We start from the raw sequence: 17,130 nt of genomic DNA, 5'->3' as shown, positions 1-17,130 counted from the left end.
TCCACCTCTTTCTGTCATGCTGTCAGTACCATTCAGCTCTGTTTTTTACATTTTATCAGTCTTTTACCCATATTATCTGCCAAAAACCAATTGGCACAAGCATTGTTTAATAGCTGTAGAAATTATAATACTTTAAAAAGAGAAATTAAAAATACAATGGGAAAAATTATTGGAATAGACTTAGGAACAACAAACTCTTGCGTGAGCGTAATGGAGGGCAATGAGCCTGTAGTTATCGCAAACAGTGAGGGTAAACGTACTACACCGTCTATTGTTGCTTTTGCAGAAAACGGTGAGCGTAAAGTTGGCGAGCCTGCTAAACGTCAGGCTATAACCAACCCAACTAAAACGATATATTCGATTAAACGCTTTATGGGTAACAGCTACGACGAAAGTGCGAAAGAAGCTGGACGTGTACCTTATAAAGTTGTTAAAGGTGATAACAACACACCACGTGTTGAAATCGACGACAGAAAATATACTCCACAAGAGATTTCTGCAATGATTTTGCAGAAAATGAAAAAAACTGCTGAAGATTTCTTAGGATACGAAGTTACTGAAGCAGTTATTACTGTACCAGCTTACTTTAACGATGCACAACGTCAGGCTACGAAAGAAGCTGGCGAAATCGCAGGTTTATCTGTAAAACGTATCATCAATGAGCCAACTGCTGCTGCTTTAGCTTATGGTTTGGATAAAGCACACAAAGACATGAAAATTGTTGTGTTTGACTGTGGTGGTGGTACGCATGACGTTTCTGTTTTAGAATTGGGTGATGGCGTTTTCGAGGTAAAATCTACTGATGGTGATACACACTTAGGTGGTGATGACTTTGACCACATTATTATTGATTGGTTAACTGAAGAATTTAAATCAGAAAACAGCATGGACCTTGCAAAAGATCCAATGGCGTTACAACGTTTAAAAGAAGCTGCTGAGAAAGCTAAAATTGAATTATCAAGCACTACTTCCACTGAAATTAACTTACCATATATTACTGCTGACGCTAGCGGACCAAAGCACTTAGTACGTACATTATCTCGTGCTAAATTTGAGCAATTAGCTGGTGATTTAATTAAACGTACTATCGACCCATGTAAATCGGCATTGAAAAATGCAGGTTTAAGCACAAGCGATATCGACGAAATTATCTTAGTAGGTGGTTCAACTCGTATTCCTGCAATTCAGGAAGCAGTTAAAGCTTTCTTCGGTAAAGAGCCAAGTAAAGGTGTTAACCCTGATGAGGTTGTAGCAATTGGTGCAGCAATTCAAGGTGGTGTTTTATCTGGTGATGTTAAAGATGTATTGTTGTTAGACGTTACGCCTTTATCATTAGGTATCGAAACTATGGGTGGTGTAATGACCAAATTAATCGAGTCTAACACAACAATCCCTACTAAAAAATCGGAAACTTTCTCAACTGCAGCTGATAATCAGCCATCGGTAGAAATTCACATTTTACAAGGCGAGCGTCCAATGGCTGGTCAAAACCGTACAATTGGTCGTTTCATTTTAGATGGTATTCCACCATCGCCTCGTGGTGTACCTCAGGTAGAAGTTGCTTTTGATATTGATGCTAACGGTATTTTACACGTAAGTGCAAAAGATAAAGCTACTGGTAAAGAGCAAAAAATCCGTATCGAGGCATCTTCAGGTTTAACTGATGCTGAGATTAAGAAAATGAAAGAAGAAGCGGAAGCTAACGCTGCAGATGATGCAAAAGTTAAGGAAGAAGCTGACAAAATCAATGGTGCTGATGCTTTAATCTTCTCTACTGAGAAACAATTAAAAGAGTTTGGTGATAAATTATCTGCTGATAAAAAAGCGCCAATCGAAGCTGGTTTAGAGAAATTGAAAGCAGCGCATTTATCACGTAACTTCGCAGATATCGATGCAGCACAAGCTGAATTGCAAGCTGCTTGGAACGTTGCATCAGAAGAAATGTACAAAGCTGGTGAGCAACCTCAAGGTGGTGGTGAACAACCACAAGCTGATGGTCAGCCTCAAGGTGGCGATAACGTTACTGATGTTGATTTTGAAGAAGTAAAAGAAGACGATAAGAAATAAGTTTTGAGTCTTAATCCTGAGTCGAGAATCTTGGGAGCATATAAAAAGCGTTTCTGATTAATTTCAGGAGCGCTTTTTTGTGTTTCGTCATTTCTAGGAGTCTTTTTCACCTGAGGAAGTAATCTCATTACCATGCTGCTTATATGTTTCTTAAATGTCTTATATGGTTAAAAGGGATTTGGAAATGAATGTTGTGGTAATGTTGATTTTGAGGAATGAGGACGATAAGATATAAGTTTTGAGTCTTTAGTCCTGAGTCTAGTGAGAATATAAAAAGTGTTCCGAGTAAAATTATGACGCTTTTTTTGTTATAAAGAATTTACCACCTAAGAACATGTAAGCTTATATTTTCTTAAATGTCTTATATGGTTAAAAATATTTGGAAATGAACGGTTCGGTTCTTTTCGGAAACTGCAGTCCCGCCATTCGCTATGATCTTTTTAAACTTCTGTCATGGTGAGGCACGAAGCATCTGTTTCATCGGTAGCAGATGCTTCGTGCCTCAGCATGACAGTATATTCAAGTTGCTGCAAATAAAAAGTATTTCGCTTCTGTCGGGTTTAAGAGCTCAAGCTTGCTCAAAACTCAAACTCCAATTGATTAGTTTCTGGTTTATCAATGGGTACGTCATCGTAAAAACGTGAAAGCGTTATACCCAATAACCTTACTTTCGAAAAGCCAATGTCTGCTTCCTCCAAAAGTTTTATTGCTTCATCGTAAATTACATCCGCCTTATTTATTTGTATTGGGAAAGATCGGCTGCGGGTAATTAACCTAAAATCTTCAAACTTAATTTTTAAGGTGATTGTTTTGCCGCTTAGTTGATGTTTTTCCAATCGTTTTGCTACAGTTTCGCTAATTTGCTTTAGCAGATCATGCATCACCGAATCTTCATTTGTATCCTCGAAAAGCGTATCCTCGGCACCAACAGACTTTGTTTCGCGGTGCGATTGTACGGCACGATCATCTATTCCGCGAACAATTTTGTAATAAAATATGCCCGATTTACCGAACTGGGAAATGAGCTGAGCTTCGGTTAACTTTTTTAAATCTGCTCCAATATTAATCTGCATCGCTTTCATTTTCGCTGCAGTGACCTTACCAACGCCAAAAAACTTTTCGACGGGCAATTTTTCCATAAAAGATTTAATTTTCGATGGACCTATGAAAGTTAAGCCATCTGGCTTATTCATATCGGATGCTACTTTCGCTACAAATTTGTTAATGGAAACTCCTGCAGATGCGGTAAGGTTTAGTTCATTTTTGATGGCATCCTTTATGGATTGTGCAATATCAATCGCCGATCCAATACCCAATTTATCTTCGGTAACATCTAGATAGGCCTCGTCTAAAGAAAGGGGCTCAATAAGATCAGTATAACGATGGAAAATTTCCCTGATTGCTTTGGATACTGCTGAATATGCATCGAACCTGGGATATACAAAAATAGCAGTGGGGCAAAGTTGGTAAGCCTTACTGCAAGACATGGCAGATCTAATTCCATATTGGCGGGCTTCGTAACTCGCTGTAGCAACAACACCACGACTATCGGGTTTGCCACCAACAATCAAGGGTTTGCCACGATATTCAGGGAAATCACGCTGTTCTACCGAAGCATAAAATGCATCCATATCAATGTGGATAATCTTCCTTAAAATAGGTAAAGCTTGATTAGACATGTAATGATCTAAATTTCGGGATTTTTATCTTGATTATTGACTTAGATTTTTTTTCTTTACAAAAGATATGGAAAGAGCCATTAGATTTTATAAAAATGCAAAGCAAGATTGGTATGCCGATATACCAGAATGGGGTGGAGATATTGCCGATTTGCAAATGGTTGAAGGTGCGGATGAATTATTAAATTGGGTTGCAGCCTCTGGAGATGAATGCAAATTGTTAATGGCCGACAAACATTTTGAATCGTCCGAAATTCTTGAATTGGTTTACACTAGAGAAGAGAATTTAGGTGGAGGTGGCGATTATATGCTAGAGAGCTTTAGGGGAGAAATTAAAAATCATAGGGTTTGGCTTTGTGGAGTAACTGAGTACGTTTTTAAACAATTACCACAAAGAATATACTTTAAGGACTTATATAATCTATAAATGGTGAATAATTAAAATATCAATGGTTAGTTCAACAAAAAATCAACTTTATTTAAAAGTGAATCCATTTCAAAAGGCTTTTCCATAAAATCGTTTGCACCAGCATCCATGGCAGATTGCCTAATATCTCTACTGGCAGATATCATCAAAATAGGAATTTGCTTATAATTAGGGTCGTTTTTTAACTGTCTGCAAATATCTCTTCCATCATGGCCACTCATCCAAATGTCAAGCAAAATAAGGTCTGGTTTATTTTTAACGGCATCAATTACAGCTCCACCGTCATAAGTGTACTCAACATCATAGCCCATAACTTCTAATATCATCGTTACAGCATCTACAATACCCTCATCATCATCCGCGATGAGTATTTTCTTATTTCCCATTAGTAAACATTAGATCCATTTGATTTAATTATGCAGTTGAACACAAAGATGATAATAGTGCATAACTACTAATGCTTTTAATGTTCATTTTGTTTTAAAATTTTTATAATTTATTTTAAGCTTTCAGTTATGTGGTTGCATTAGCCGAGATATCATGTCTGTTTCTAATAAATTCATTAGAGGGCTAACATAAAATACCCCTATTTAGATAGAATGAATCTTCGGAGGTAAAAAATAACAATTTATGAGTAGCCATAATCTATTTAGGGATTTTATAAGTTATATTTACGGCATCAAAATCAAATTAAGTGGGTTTATTGGCCGAAAATGGATAGTATTAATATAAAGAAGTTAGCAGAAGCTTTAAATCTATCTACTTCTACAATTTCTCGTGCTTTTAGAGACAACAGTGACATAAATGGGGCTACTAAAGCGCTTATTTTAACCAAAGCAAGAGAGTTAAACTATCAGCCTAATCATTACGCCAGTAATTTAAGAGAGCAGAAAAGTAAAACCATTGCTGTGATAGTACCTGAGCTTGCAAATAATTATTTTTCGCAGGCTATCCATGGTATTGAAAGGGTAGCGAGAGAAAATGGTTATCATATCTTAATTTACGTAACTGATGATGACTACAAAAAAGAAGTAAATTTTATTCGCCATTTACACAACGGTAGGGCCGATGGCATAGTAATGTCGGTTTCTGGCGAGGCGAACGACCATAACTACCTCAATAAATTCGGTGCTAAACGCTTGCCATTGGTTTTTTTCGATCGTATTTATGAGGATATTGAAACACCTAGGGTAATTACGAACGATTATAACAGTAGTTTTTCTGCCACAGAGCATTTAATTGAACAAGGTTGCAAGCGGATTGCCTATATGGTAATCAACAAAAGCTTATCTATCGGTAAAACCCGTATGCAAGGTTATATCGATGCATTGCAGAAACACCATATTGCATTCGAAGAAAACTTGATTGTAGATTGTAGCAACAGTTATGAGGAAAACAGCATTATTGTTAAACAAGCCTTAACCGAGCTTAAGCCTGATGGCGTTTTCACTTCCGTAGAACGTTTGGCTTTTGCAACCTATTATGCCTGTTATGATTTGAATATCAATATTCCTAAAGACTTGAAGATCATTAGCTTCTCGAGTTTGGAAATTGCGCCATTGCTCAACCCATCTCTAACCACTATTACTCAACCAGCAACAGAAATTGGCGAACAAGCCGCTAAATTATTGTTTACGATTTTGGATGGTGATGTAGATAAAAACATGGCAAATGAGATCGTTTTACAGTCCAAAATTATTAAGAGAAACTCTACCTCAAATTAGCTAAAAAACACCTGTAAACTAGGCGTCTTTTTTGCTTCAATTTTTTCAAAAATTTTCATCACTTAGTGTAAAATAAGCAGAATTCCGATTGATTTTCGGGAACGTTCCCGAAAATCAATCGGAATTTGTGTTGTTTTTTTCGGGAACGTTCCCGAAAAGAAGCGTAAAAATGGCTTAGTGTAAAAAATACACATTAAAATCTATTTTAAGAGATATAATTCATTGAAATATAGCTATTTAAAACAATAACATTTATTTAATGTGAAATTAATATTGTTAAAAAATGCAAAAAATATCAATTGATTTCGGCTTGAGAAATGGTTGTGAAATATATTTTTCAAATATATTTTGAAATATCATTAAGTGCTGTAAATTAGGCCTATGTGTAAATCACTATAATATTTAACCAAATTTTTATACTTAAACGAGCTATTAATATGAAAGTATTTTACCTGTTAAAACAGGGGCTTTTAATGCTGTTAGTTTTTTCAGCATTGATCGTAAAAGCACAAACTGGATCAGTATCTGGTAAAGTGCTTGATGAAACCGGCCAACCTTTACCTGGTGCTTCCCTTTTAGTTAAAGGAACTACCAGAAGCACATCGACTGATGTAAATGGTAATTTTAAATTGGCAGGTTTACCTAATGGTTCGGTAACCATTTCTGCAAGCTTTATTGGTTATCAAACACTAGATAAAGCAGTTACAGTTTCTGCAAATGCAACAGTAAGTTTCCAATTGGTGCCAGATGCACAAAAACTTAACGAGGTTGTTGTAATTGGTTACGGTACAGCAGAAAAGAAAAATCTAACGGGATCTATCACAACAGTATCTTCTAAAGATTTCCAAAAGGGCGCAATTACAACGCCAGAACAACTAATTCAAGGTAAAATTGCAGGTGTAAATGTAATATCTAATAGCGGTCAGCCGGGTGTTGGAAGTACAATTCGTATTCGTGGTGGTGCTTCGCTTAATGCAAGTAATGATCCTTTAATCGTAATTGATGGAGTTCCTTTTAGTGGTAACACTATTGATAATGCGCCAAGTCCACTTTCGTTAATCAATCCTAATGATATCGAGACATTTACTGTTTTGAAAGATGCAAATGCAACAGCAATTTATGGATCAAGAGCATCGAATGGTGTAATTTTGATCACCACGAAAAAAGGAGGTTCTGGTGCGCCTGTAATTAACTTCAGCACCAATAACTCAATTGCAACTGTAATTAAAAAGGTAGATGTACTTTCTGCAGATCAAGTTCGTGCTTATGTAAACGCTAACGGTAGTGCAAGTCAAAAAGCATTATTGGGTACAGCAAGTACAGATTGGCAAGACGAAATTTACCAACGAGCTTTTACCACAGATAACAATTTGAGTATTGCAGGCTCGTTTAAAGGTGTTCCTTATCGTGTTTCTGCTGGTTATTTAGATCAGGATGGTTTATTAATAACTGATAAATTAAAACGTGGAACAGGTTCAATCACCTTATCACCACGATTATTCGGAGATCATTTAAAAATTGATTTGAACTTAAAGGGGTCATTAACTGATTCTCATTTTGCAAATGGCGGTGCAATTGCCAATGCCATTCAGTTTGATCCAACTCAGCCTGTAAATGCAACTAATAAATATGGCAACTATTACGAGTGGACACAAGGTACTGGTGCCGATATGGTTCCAAACCCAAATGCTCCACGTAATCCGGTTGGTTTGATTAGGTTGCAAGATAATAATGGAAATGCAGCTAGAAGTGTTGGTAATGTGAAGTTTGATTATTCATTCCATTTCTTACCAGAACTGCATGCAAACTTAAACTTAGGTTATGATGTATCCAAAGGTTATGGTTCAATCAACGTGCCTTCTTTCGCTGCTCAAAGCGCATCTACACAAGGATCTGCCACCCATGCGCTTAGAACGGGAAGCGATAAATTCTCAGAATTTTACTTAAACTATGCGCATACGGTAGAAAGTCTTCGAAGCAGATTTGATGTAACTGCTGGTTATGGTTATTATGATAACTCAACCACTGGATACAATTTTACCAGTTATACAGGTACAGGTGTAGCACTTGTTTCACCAGTTTTCACTTTTTCTGTAGAGCGTAACAAATTGCTTTCTTACTACGGTAGATTTGTTTACACCTTGGCTGATAAATATATTCTATCTGGTACAATGCGTACTGATGCCTCTTCGAGGTTTGCTCAAGATAACCGTTGGGGCTATTTCCCTTCAGTTGGTTTTACCTGGAGAATTATTGGTGAAAACTTCCTAAAGGATAGTAAAGTGATCTCAGACTTAAAATTAAGATTGAGTTACGGTGAAACTGGTAATAAAGATGGAGGGGATATCGGTAACTATAATTATTTATCAAGATACTATGCCAATACGAACACTGGTCAATACCAAATCGGTAATACTTTTTACAACTATTATGCGCCTGCCGGTTACGACCCTGATTTGAAATGGGAAACAACCACAACCTATAATGCAGGTTTGGATTATGGTTTCCTAAATGGAAGATTGTATGGTAGCTTAGATGTTTACTACAAAAAAACTAAGGATTTACTAAGTACGATCAACATTCCTGTTGGAACAAACTTCACCAATTTATTAACTACAAATGTTGGTAATATGGAAGTTAAGGGGGCTGAAGCAAGCTTAAACTTTGTAGCTATCAAAACAGATAACATTACTTGGGATTTTGGTGTGAATGCTGCTTACAACAAAAGAAAAATTACAAATTTAACCTTAAATCCAGATCCAGGATCTAAAGTTAGCGCTGGAGATATTACAGGTGGAACAGGTGTTACCTTGAAATATAATGCAGTAAACCAGGTACCAGGTTCGTTTTTCGTTTATAAACAAGTATATGATGGTGCAGGTAAGCCATTGGAAGGTATTTTTGCAGATTTAAATGGTGATGGTGTGATTAACACTAATGATCAATATTTCTACAAACAACCAGATCCTAATTTTACTTTCGGATTTAATACTTCATTCAGCTATAAAAAATGGACCGTTAACACAGTGCTAAGGGCTAACATTGGTAATTATGTTTATGATAACGTTGCTTCAAACTATGGTATCAAATCTAATATTCTTACTTCGGTAGGCGTTTTAAATAATGCTAGCACTAATTTGTTGACTACTGGTTTTACAAATAATCAATACTTGAGCGATTATTATATTAGAAATGCTTCATTCTTGAAAATGGATAACCTTGGCCTAGCATATAATGTTGGTAAATTATCTAAAAATGGAAATACCACCATGCGAATTTCAGCAAACTGTCAAAATGTTTTTGTCGTATCTAACTACAAAGGTTTAGATCCTGAATTAACCTCAGGTATCGATTACAATCTTTACCCTAGACCAAGAACATACACATTGGGCTTAAACGTTGGTTTTTAATTAAGATATAAAAATGAAAAATTCATTTAAAACAATATTAACCTCAGCAGTTTTATTGCTGTCGTTAAACTCTTGTAAAAAAGAGGCGTTAAATTTACTTCCAACAAATGATGCAACAGAGAGTGTAGTTTATGCTACACCTGCTGGTTACAAACAGGGGTTGGTAAGGTTATATGCAAATTATGCTTTAACAAGTCCATCAGGTTCTGATAATAGCGATGTAGGTGGATTAAATGCTGGCTTTGCAGATTTTTTAAGATTATTTTGGACAAGTCAGGAATTAACTACCGATGAGGCAGTTTGTAACTGGGGCGATACTGGTATTCCTGAACTAGATAATTCTACTTGGTCTACTGATAACCAATTTTTAAGAGGATTATATTCAAGAAGTATATCTCAAATCACATTGGTTAACGAGTATCTACGTCAAAGTACACCAGAGCAATTGGCAAGTAGAAACATTACTGGTGCTGATGCAACTAATGTTTTACGTTATCGTGCTGAGGCTCGTTTCTTACGTGCTTATCAATATTGGGTTTTGTTAGACGCCTTTGGTAATCCACCTTTCTTAACTGAAAACGATTTAATTGGGAAAGTTAATCCTAAACAAATTCAGAGAGCAGCCTTATTTGCTTACGTAGAATCAGAATTGAAAGCTATTGAACCTGATCTGGCAGATGCTCGTACAAACGAATATGGACGTGCAGATAAAGGTGCAGATTGGGCATTATTAGCAAGATTATATTTAAACGCACAGGTTTATACTGGTACTGCAAAATATACGGAGGCTATTACTTACTCAAGTAAGGTAATCGCAGCTAGTTATATCTTAAATCCAAGCTATGCAAACTTGTTCAAGGCTGATAATAATGTTAATAATACCGAAAACATTTTAACTATTAATTATGATGGTGTAAATGGAACAAATTACGGTGGTACCACATTCTTAATTAACGCGATGGTTTATACTGCTACAGATGCTGCCGGTATGGTTTCAACTGCTTATGGTGTGCCAAACGGCGGATGGGCTGGTAATCGTACTCGTCAAAATCTTCCTGCATTGTTTCCTGATGCTAGCGGAACCTTAGATAAGCGTGGAATTTTTGCAGGTTCAAAAGCTACAATTGATGCAATTGATGCACCAAACGACGGTTTAAAAGTTACTAAGTTTAAAAATGTTACTTCAACTGGAACAACTCCTGCATCACTAAATGGAACATTCAGTTCATTAGATTTTGCATTATTCCGCCTAGCAGAACAATATTTAATTTATGGCGAAGCGGTTGCAAGAGGCGGTTCTGGCGGAACAGCTGCGCAAGCTTTATTGTATGTAAATGCTTTACGTCAACGTGCTTATGGCAATACTAGTGGAAATGTTGTGGTTGCAGCTTTGACAACAGATTTTTATTTAGATGAGCGTGGAAGAGAATTATATTGGGAAGGTCACCGTCGTACAGATTTAGTACGTTACGGCAAATTTACTGGTGGTACTTATTTGTGGCCTTTTAAAGGTGGTGCAAAAGCTGGAACCAGCGTACCTGCTTATCGTAATTTATATCCAATTCCAAATGCAGATTTAATTGCAAACCCGAACTTGGTTCAAAATACAGGCTATTAATCTTAATATTTTAAAAAGATGAAATCAATATTTTTAAAATCCTTGGCGCTTGGTTTAATAACCTTATCGCTTTGGTCTTGCAAAAAAGACGAAACTCAAATAGTTTCAAATGTTAGTCCAACAGGTACTTTAACGGCTTCGGCAACAGCATTAAGTTTGGTGCAATCAAACGGAGCTAAACCAGCTTTAACATTCACATATCCGCTTTCTACCTCAACAGGATATGTAGTTCCAGTTGCAACAAGTTTGCAGTTTGATCTTAAAGGAAATAATTTTATTACAGCTAAAGAATTTGTAGTAAGTAGCGCATCATATTCTCCTACAGTTAACGATTTTAATACCATGTTATTAGCATTAGGTGCTAAAATTGGTACCTCAGCTCAAGTTGAAGTTAGGTTAAAATCGGGAGCTGCAGCAAATGCTATGACGTATTCAAACGTTGTTACGTTAACAGCAACACCTTATTTGGCATCGGCTTGGATTTACGTTCCTGGGAATTACCAAGGTTGGAATCCAGCAACCGCTGATAGTTTGGTTTCGTTGACAAGTAATGGTATTTACACTGGTATAATCAAATTTGATGGTAGCCCATTTAAAATCACTCCAGCAAAAAAATGGGATGTGGCTTATGGCGATGCAGGTGCAGGAACTATTAGTACTTCAGGTGGAGACATAAGCTCTATGTCTGCAGAGTTTAAATTGCTAACAGTAGATTTAAATAAGAAAACTTATACCATAGCTAAAGCTGATTATTGGTCGATAATTGGGAACGCCGTACCTGGAAGTAACTGGGCGGTAGATACTGATATGAAATTTATTAACGACGGTAAAGGTAGCTGGTCTATTACAACTCCACTTACAGCTGGAGAACTTAAATTTCGATTAAATCATGATTGGGCCACTAGTATTGGTGAGGGATCTGGAAATATAGTAATTTCGACAGCAGGTACCTACAAGCTAACTTTAACAGTGAATACTGATGGCAAAACCGGAACGTATACTGCAGTTAAACAATAATCATTAACTAGAATAGCCCTGTGAGAATTGAAAAACTTTCACAGGGTTTTTTTTAATCATTTCAAGTTTTAGCATGATCAAATCCCTTATCTCAATCCCATCATTCTTCGAATCTCCTTTTAAATTGAATGCTCAAACTAAATTTGCAGTTAAGTCTTTTGATGCAATCGGAATAAAAAAAATCATTATTGCCCTTATTATACTTTTAATCAGTGCAAATCTTTTTGCACAAAAACTCGAGCGAATTGAACCAATGTTCTGGTTCGCAGGGATGCATAATCCAAAATTACAATTGCTTGTCCATGGCGATAATATCGCAGCAAGCAGGATCTCATTATCTTATCCTGGCGTTAAATTGGTTAAGGTAAACAAAGTCGAAAACCCTAATTATTTATTTGTGGATCTAGAACTTTCTTCAACAGTAAGGTCGGGAACGTTCCCGATTAATTTTACTGTTAAAGGGAAAAAAGTATTTAGTTATAGCTACGAGTTAAAGAATCGCGATAAAAGCGCTGGCAGAATTCAAGGTGTAACTCAAAAAGATTTTATTTACTTATTGATGCCCGATCGTTTTTCGAATGGCGACAAAAGTAATGATGTTGTTAAAGGTTTAGCTGAAACAGCACTCAACCGCGATAGTATGTATTATCGCCACGGTGGAGATATTCAAGGGGTAATCAATCATTTGGATTATCTAAAAGATTTGGGGATTACCACCGTTTGGATGACTCCAGAAATAGAAAATGACATGGAGAAAGCTTCCTATCATGGTTATGCGGTAACCGATCATTATAAAATTGATCCTCGCTACGGAACAAACGAACTTTTTAAAAAATACGTAGAAACTGCTCATGCTAAAGGCATGAAGGTGATTAAAGATATTGTGCACAACCATATTGGTACAGGACATTGGTTTTTCAAAGATTTGCCAATGAAGAGCTGGGTACACCAATGGCCAAAATATACACAAACCAGTTATCGCGACCAAACCGTGATGGATACACATGCATCAGCTGCCGACCGTAAAAAAATGCTCGATGGTTGGTTTGTACCCTCAATGCCTGATTTGGATGAGCAAAATCCTTATGTCCAAAATTATCTAACACAAAACCACATTTGGTGGATTGAATATGCAGGAATCGACGGACTGCGTTTGGATACCTATCCTTACAACGACCCTGAATATATGGCTAATTGGGCAATTAAATTAAAAGCAGAGTTTCCTAATTTATCAATCTTTGGAGAAACATTTGTTTCTGGTGTAGCCAATCAAGCCTATTTTACTGGCGGAAACACCGTAAATCGTGGTTTTGATACACATCTCCCAGGAATTACAGATATGGCAGTCAAGGAGGGAATTTACGAAGCTTTAAATGGAAAGAATGGTTGGACAGATGGTGTGAACCGCTTGTATGATGTTGTTGCGCATGATTTTCTTTATAAAGATCCTACTTTGAATTGTATCGCTTTAGATAACCATGATATGAGTCGTTTTTACTCGGTTGTAAATGAAGATTTCGACAAATATAAAATGGGCTTGGCCTTATTGTTAACCATGCGTGGTATTCCTCAAATGTATTATGGTACCGAGATATTGATGAAAAATTTCTCTAACCCTGATGGTTTGGTTCGCTCTGATTTTCCTGGTGGATGGGATGGAGATAAAAAAGATAAGTTCATCGTCGATGGCAGAACAAATAAAGAAAATGAAGCTTTCAATTTTGTGAAAACCTTGGCCAACTACCGTAAAAATAGTGCTGCCTTACAAAAAGGTAAATTGATGCAATTTGTACCTGAAGATGATGTTTATGTTTATTTCCGATACAATACCCAACAAAAAGGAACAGTTATGGTTATTTCTAACAATACAGAAAAAGAAAAAACTTTAAATACCGATCGTTTTGCAGAAAGAACCAGTGGAATTACCACTGCAAAAAATGTTATCTCTGGTGAAAGTATTTCAATCAAAGAAATTAAAGTGCCAGCCAAAACAACATTGGTCTTAGAATTAAATTAGTCATTCATTGCCGTTCGGCTTTAGCCAACGGATATTATAAATACACATGCAAGAAATATCAAATATACTACCTGCAACATCTCAAATTAAAGCCTGTCTCTTTGATTTGGATGGTGTACTGGTAGATACAGCAGTTTACCATTATCAAGCTTGGAAACGTTTGGCCAATACCATGGGATTCGATTTTACTGAAGAACAGAATGAGCAATTGAAAGGCGTAAGCCGTGTAGAAAGCTTAAATAAAATTTTGGCTTGGGGCGGTGTAGAAAAAACAGATGCTGAAAAAGAAGAATTAGCCACCTTAAAAAACAGCTGGTATGTAGATATGATTACCAAAATGACTCCTGCTGAAGTTTTATCTGGTACAGTTGATTTTTTAACGGCGATTCATAAAGCAGGTTATAAACTGGCCTTAGGTTCGGCAAGTAAAAATTCTGGAATCATTTTAGAAAAAACAAATCTTGCTCATTTTTTCGATGAGATAGTAGATGGAAATATGGTTACGAAGTCAAAGCCAGATCCTGAGGTTTTCTTGAAAGGTGCTGAACTTTTAGGTTTCAAACCTGATGAATGTGTAGTTTTTGAAGATGCAGTTGCAGGCGTTGAAGCCGCAAAACGTGGTGGAATGAAAGCGATTGGTATCGGCACAAAAAGTGTACTTACCGAAGCAGATGTGGTGGTAAGCGGATTAGATAAATTAACAGTTAAGGATTTAGAGGAATTGTAGGTTTACCAAGGCCGTCATTGCGAGGCACGAAGCAATCTAATAAAGAATTCAATATAATTGTGAGGATGAACGCTCTGAAAGGAGATTGCTTCGTGCCTCGCAATGACGAAAGCATAAAAGATGAAGAATTACATTAAAGCAGATGAGTGGAACATTATCGAAGAAGGCTTTGATCCACACTTAAATAAAATTTCGGAAAGTATTTTCAGCTTGGGAAACGGCCGTATGGGGCAACGTGCCAACTTTGAAGAAACTTACTCAGGCGAAACCCTTTTAGGAAATTATGTTGCCGGTGTTTATTATCCGGATAAAACCCGCGTGGGTTGGTGGAAAAATGGCTATCCGGAATATTTTGCTAAGGTTTTAAATGCTGCAAACTGGGTGGGCATCGAAGTAAAATTGGATGGTGAAGTTTTAGATTTGGCAACAGCTGAAGTAAGCGATTTCAAACGTGTTTTGGATATGCATGCGGGTATTTTGGAACGTACATTTACTGCAAAACTGAAAAGTGGTAAAACGGTAAAAGTTAAAGCAACACGTTTTTGCAGCATAGCTGATGATGAAGTTGGTGCAATCCGTTACAGCATTACACCTTTAAACTTCGATGGTAAAATTACGTTGATGCCGTTCATTGATGGTGATATTAAAAACCAAGATAGCAATTACGATGAAAAATTCTGGGATATGGTTTCTGATGAAATCAGCGGAACGGAGGCTTACATCAAACTAAGAACGAAAAAAACTGAATTTGAAGTTTGCACAGGAAGTAACATCGAATTGTATAAAGATTCAGAGAAAGTAACTATCAATCCTGAAGCTGTTCGTAAAGAGAAATTCGTCGGACAAACTTTTTCAGTTGATATAAAATTAAACGAAGAAATCACTTTGATTAAAATCGCTGCAAATTTATCTTCAGAAAATTATCCTAAAGAATCACTTTTAAAAGAAACAAAAGCAGTTATTGCAAAAGCTACTGCAAAAGGTTTCGATACTTTATACCAAGAGCAAACTAAAGCCTGGGCAACTAAGTGGGAAGAAAGCGATATCATTATTGAGGGCGATGTTTCTGCTCAGCAGGCCATCCGTTTCAACATTTTTCAATTATTCCAGACTTATACAGGTAAAGACGACAGGCTAAACATCGGTCCGAAAGGCTTTACAGGCGAGAAATACGGTGGTTCTACTTATTGGGATACAGAAGCTTACTGTGTGCCATTCTATTTGGCAACTGCGCCACAGGAAGTAAGCAAAAACTTATTAGTTTATCGCCACAAGCAATTGGGTAAAGCGATTGAAAATGCGGCGAAATTAGGTTTTAAAGATGGCGCCGCATTGTATCCGATGGTAACCATGAATGGCGAAGAATGCCACAATGAGTGGGAAATTACTTTTGAGGAAATCCACCGTAACGGCGCTATCGCTTTCGCAATTTACAATTACATCCGCTACACAGGTGATGAAAGTTATTTATCAGATTTCGGTTTGGAAGTTTTAATCGGCATTGCCCGTTTCTGGAAACAACGTGTAAACTGGAGCGGTGAAAAACAAAAATATGTAATGCTTGGCGTAACCGGTCCGAATGAATACGAAAATAATGTAAATAATAACTGGTACACCAATCTATTGGCAACCTGGTGCATGAAATATGCAACTGAAGCTGCTGAAATTGTAAAAACGCAACAACCGGAAAAATATACAAGCTTATTAAATAGCTTAAATTTCGATGATAAAGAATTTGCTGATTGGGCAGATATCATTGAGAAAATGTACTATCCTGAAGATCAGGAAAAAGGAATTTTCTTACAACAAGATGGTTATTTAGATAAGGAACAAACTTTAGTAAAAGATTTACCGGCAAGCGATAGACCAATTAACCAAAAATGGAGTTGGGATAGAATTTTGCGTTCGCCGTTTATTAAACAGGCAGATGTTTTGCAAGGATTGTATTTCTTCGAAGAAGATTACGATTTGGAAACGATCAGAAGAAACTTCGATTTTTATGAGCCGCGTACCGTTCACGAAAGTTCTTTATCGCCTTGCGTACACAGTATTTTAGCTGCTAAATTAAATGATGAAGCCCGTGCTTACGAATTCTATTTACGTACTGCCCGTTTAGATTTAGACGATTACAACAACGACACGGAAGATGGTTTACACATCACTTCTATGGCCGGAACTTGGATGAGCGTGGTAGAGGGTTTCGCAGGTATGCGTGTTCGCGATGGAAAATTGCAATTCAATCCATTCTTACCTGAAAAATGGAAATCGTTCTCGTTTACCATTGGTTTCAGAGGTGCAACGTTGAAAATTAACATCACTGAAAAGGGAATCAATATCAAAAACAACAACGCGGTTGATTTAGAAATCGGAATCAAAAACCAACTTTATAAATTAGCAGGGAACGCAGAAATTGAAGTAAATAACGCGGAGTTGGTATGATTGTA

Annotated in this window: 11 protein-coding genes; 9 read left to right on the top strand and 2 right to left on the bottom strand. The window is 36.8% G+C overall.

Features of this window, described 5'->3' with window-relative positions; all coding sequences use genetic code 11:
- Window positions 1-156: 156 nt before the first annotated feature.
- Complete coding sequence (gene dnaK, locus EZ449_RS07345; RefSeq protein ID WP_131557320.1) at window positions 157-2,067, top strand: molecular chaperone DnaK; 1,911 nt, start codon at window positions 157-159, stop codon at window positions 2,065-2,067.
- Between the two features lie 578 nt (window positions 2,068-2,645).
- Here dnaK and dinB read toward each other — a convergent pair.
- Window positions 2,646-3,746, bottom strand: coding sequence for a DNA polymerase IV (dinB, locus tag EZ449_RS07340; protein ID WP_131557319.1), 1,101 nt, complete (start codon window positions 3,744-3,746; stop codon window positions 2,646-2,648).
- A 67-nt stretch (window positions 3,747-3,813) separates the two neighbouring features.
- Here dinB and EZ449_RS07335 point away from each other — a divergent pair, with 67 nt between their 5' ends.
- Window positions 3,814-4,173 (top strand): DUF6717 family protein, encoded by a 360-nt coding sequence (locus tag EZ449_RS07335; RefSeq protein WP_131557318.1) that lies wholly within the window; start codon window positions 3,814-3,816, stop codon window positions 4,171-4,173.
- 26 nt (window positions 4,174-4,199) lie between these two features.
- On the opposite strand, the gene EZ449_RS07330 is transcribed toward EZ449_RS07335, so the two are convergent.
- Window positions 4,200-4,559: a response regulator gene (locus EZ449_RS07330; protein WP_131557317.1), complete on the bottom strand. Its 360-nt coding sequence runs from the start codon at window positions 4,557-4,559 to the stop codon at window positions 4,200-4,202.
- 327 nt (window positions 4,560-4,886) lie between these two features.
- Here EZ449_RS07330 and EZ449_RS07325 point away from each other — a divergent pair, with 327 nt between their 5' ends.
- The 7 genes from EZ449_RS07325 to EZ449_RS07295 all read left to right on the top strand — a co-directional run bounded on the left by EZ449_RS07325 (window position 4,887) and on the right by EZ449_RS07295 (window position 17,125).
- Complete coding sequence (locus EZ449_RS07325) at window positions 4,887-5,897, top strand: LacI family DNA-binding transcriptional regulator (RefSeq protein ID WP_131557316.1); 1,011 nt, start codon at window positions 4,887-4,889, stop codon at window positions 5,895-5,897.
- Between the two features lie 437 nt (window positions 5,898-6,334).
- On the top strand, window positions 6,335-9,307 hold the full coding sequence (locus tag EZ449_RS07320) for a SusC/RagA family TonB-linked outer membrane protein (RefSeq protein ID WP_131557315.1): 2,973 nt from the start codon (window positions 6,335-6,337) through the stop codon (window positions 9,305-9,307).
- 13 nt (window positions 9,308-9,320) lie between these two features.
- Window positions 9,321-10,925, top strand: coding sequence for a RagB/SusD family nutrient uptake outer membrane protein (locus EZ449_RS07315; protein ID WP_131557314.1), 1,605 nt, complete (start codon window positions 9,321-9,323; stop codon window positions 10,923-10,925).
- An 18-nt stretch (window positions 10,926-10,943) separates the two neighbouring features.
- A complete protein-coding gene (locus EZ449_RS07310) occupies window positions 10,944-11,942 on the top strand; it encodes a SusE domain-containing protein (protein ID WP_131557313.1) in 999 nt (332 codons plus the stop codon).
- Between the two features lie 73 nt (window positions 11,943-12,015).
- Window positions 12,016-13,959: a glycoside hydrolase family 13 protein gene (locus EZ449_RS07305; protein ID WP_225872255.1), complete on the top strand. Its 1,944-nt coding sequence runs from the start codon at window positions 12,016-12,018 to the stop codon at window positions 13,957-13,959.
- 46 nt (window positions 13,960-14,005) lie between these two features.
- Window positions 14,006-14,686, top strand: coding sequence for a beta-phosphoglucomutase (gene pgmB / locus EZ449_RS07300; RefSeq protein ID WP_131557312.1), 681 nt, complete (start codon window positions 14,006-14,008; stop codon window positions 14,684-14,686).
- 120 nt (window positions 14,687-14,806) lie between these two features.
- Complete coding sequence (locus tag EZ449_RS07295; protein ID WP_131557311.1) at window positions 14,807-17,125, top strand: glycoside hydrolase family 65 protein; 2,319 nt, start codon at window positions 14,807-14,809, stop codon at window positions 17,123-17,125.
- The last annotated feature ends 5 nt before the right edge of the window (window positions 17,126-17,130 follow it).

Source organism: Pedobacter frigidisoli (genome assembly GCF_004331675.1).
GTDB classification, from domain to species: Bacteria; Bacteroidota; Bacteroidia; order Sphingobacteriales; family Sphingobacteriaceae; genus Pedobacter; species Pedobacter frigidisoli.
This window is presented reverse-complemented; position numbering and strand designations above follow the sequence as displayed.

Excerpts from the sequence above, each read along its gene's own strand:
- EZ449_RS07310 (WP_131557313.1), top strand. The coding sequence starts at position 10,944 with ATGAAATCAATATTTTTAAAATCCTTGGCGCTTGGTTTAATAACCTTA.
- EZ449_RS07330 (WP_131557317.1), bottom strand. The coding sequence starts at position 4,559 with ATGGGAAATAAGAAAATACTCATCGCGGATGATGATGAGGGTATTGTA.
- dinB (WP_131557319.1), bottom strand. The coding sequence starts at position 3,746 with ATGTCTAATCAAGCTTTACCTATTTTAAGGAAGATTATCCACATTGAT.
- dnaK (WP_131557320.1), top strand. The coding sequence starts at position 157 with ATGGGAAAAATTATTGGAATAGACTTAGGAACAACAAACTCTTGCGTG.
- EZ449_RS07325 (WP_131557316.1), top strand. The coding sequence starts at position 4,887 with ATGGATAGTATTAATATAAAGAAGTTAGCAGAAGCTTTAAATCTATCT.
- EZ449_RS07335 (WP_131557318.1), top strand. The coding sequence starts at position 3,814 with ATGGAAAGAGCCATTAGATTTTATAAAAATGCAAAGCAAGATTGGTAT.
- EZ449_RS07315 (WP_131557314.1), top strand. The coding sequence starts at position 9,321 with ATGAAAAATTCATTTAAAACAATATTAACCTCAGCAGTTTTATTGCTG.
- pgmB (WP_131557312.1), top strand. The coding sequence starts at position 14,006 with ATGCAAGAAATATCAAATATACTACCTGCAACATCTCAAATTAAAGCC.
- EZ449_RS07305 (WP_225872255.1), top strand. The coding sequence starts at position 12,016 with ATGATCAAATCCCTTATCTCAATCCCATCATTCTTCGAATCTCCTTTT.
- EZ449_RS07295 (WP_131557311.1), top strand. The coding sequence starts at position 14,807 with ATGAAGAATTACATTAAAGCAGATGAGTGGAACATTATCGAAGAAGGC.
- EZ449_RS07320 (WP_131557315.1), top strand. The coding sequence starts at position 6,335 with ATGAAAGTATTTTACCTGTTAAAACAGGGGCTTTTAATGCTGTTAGTT.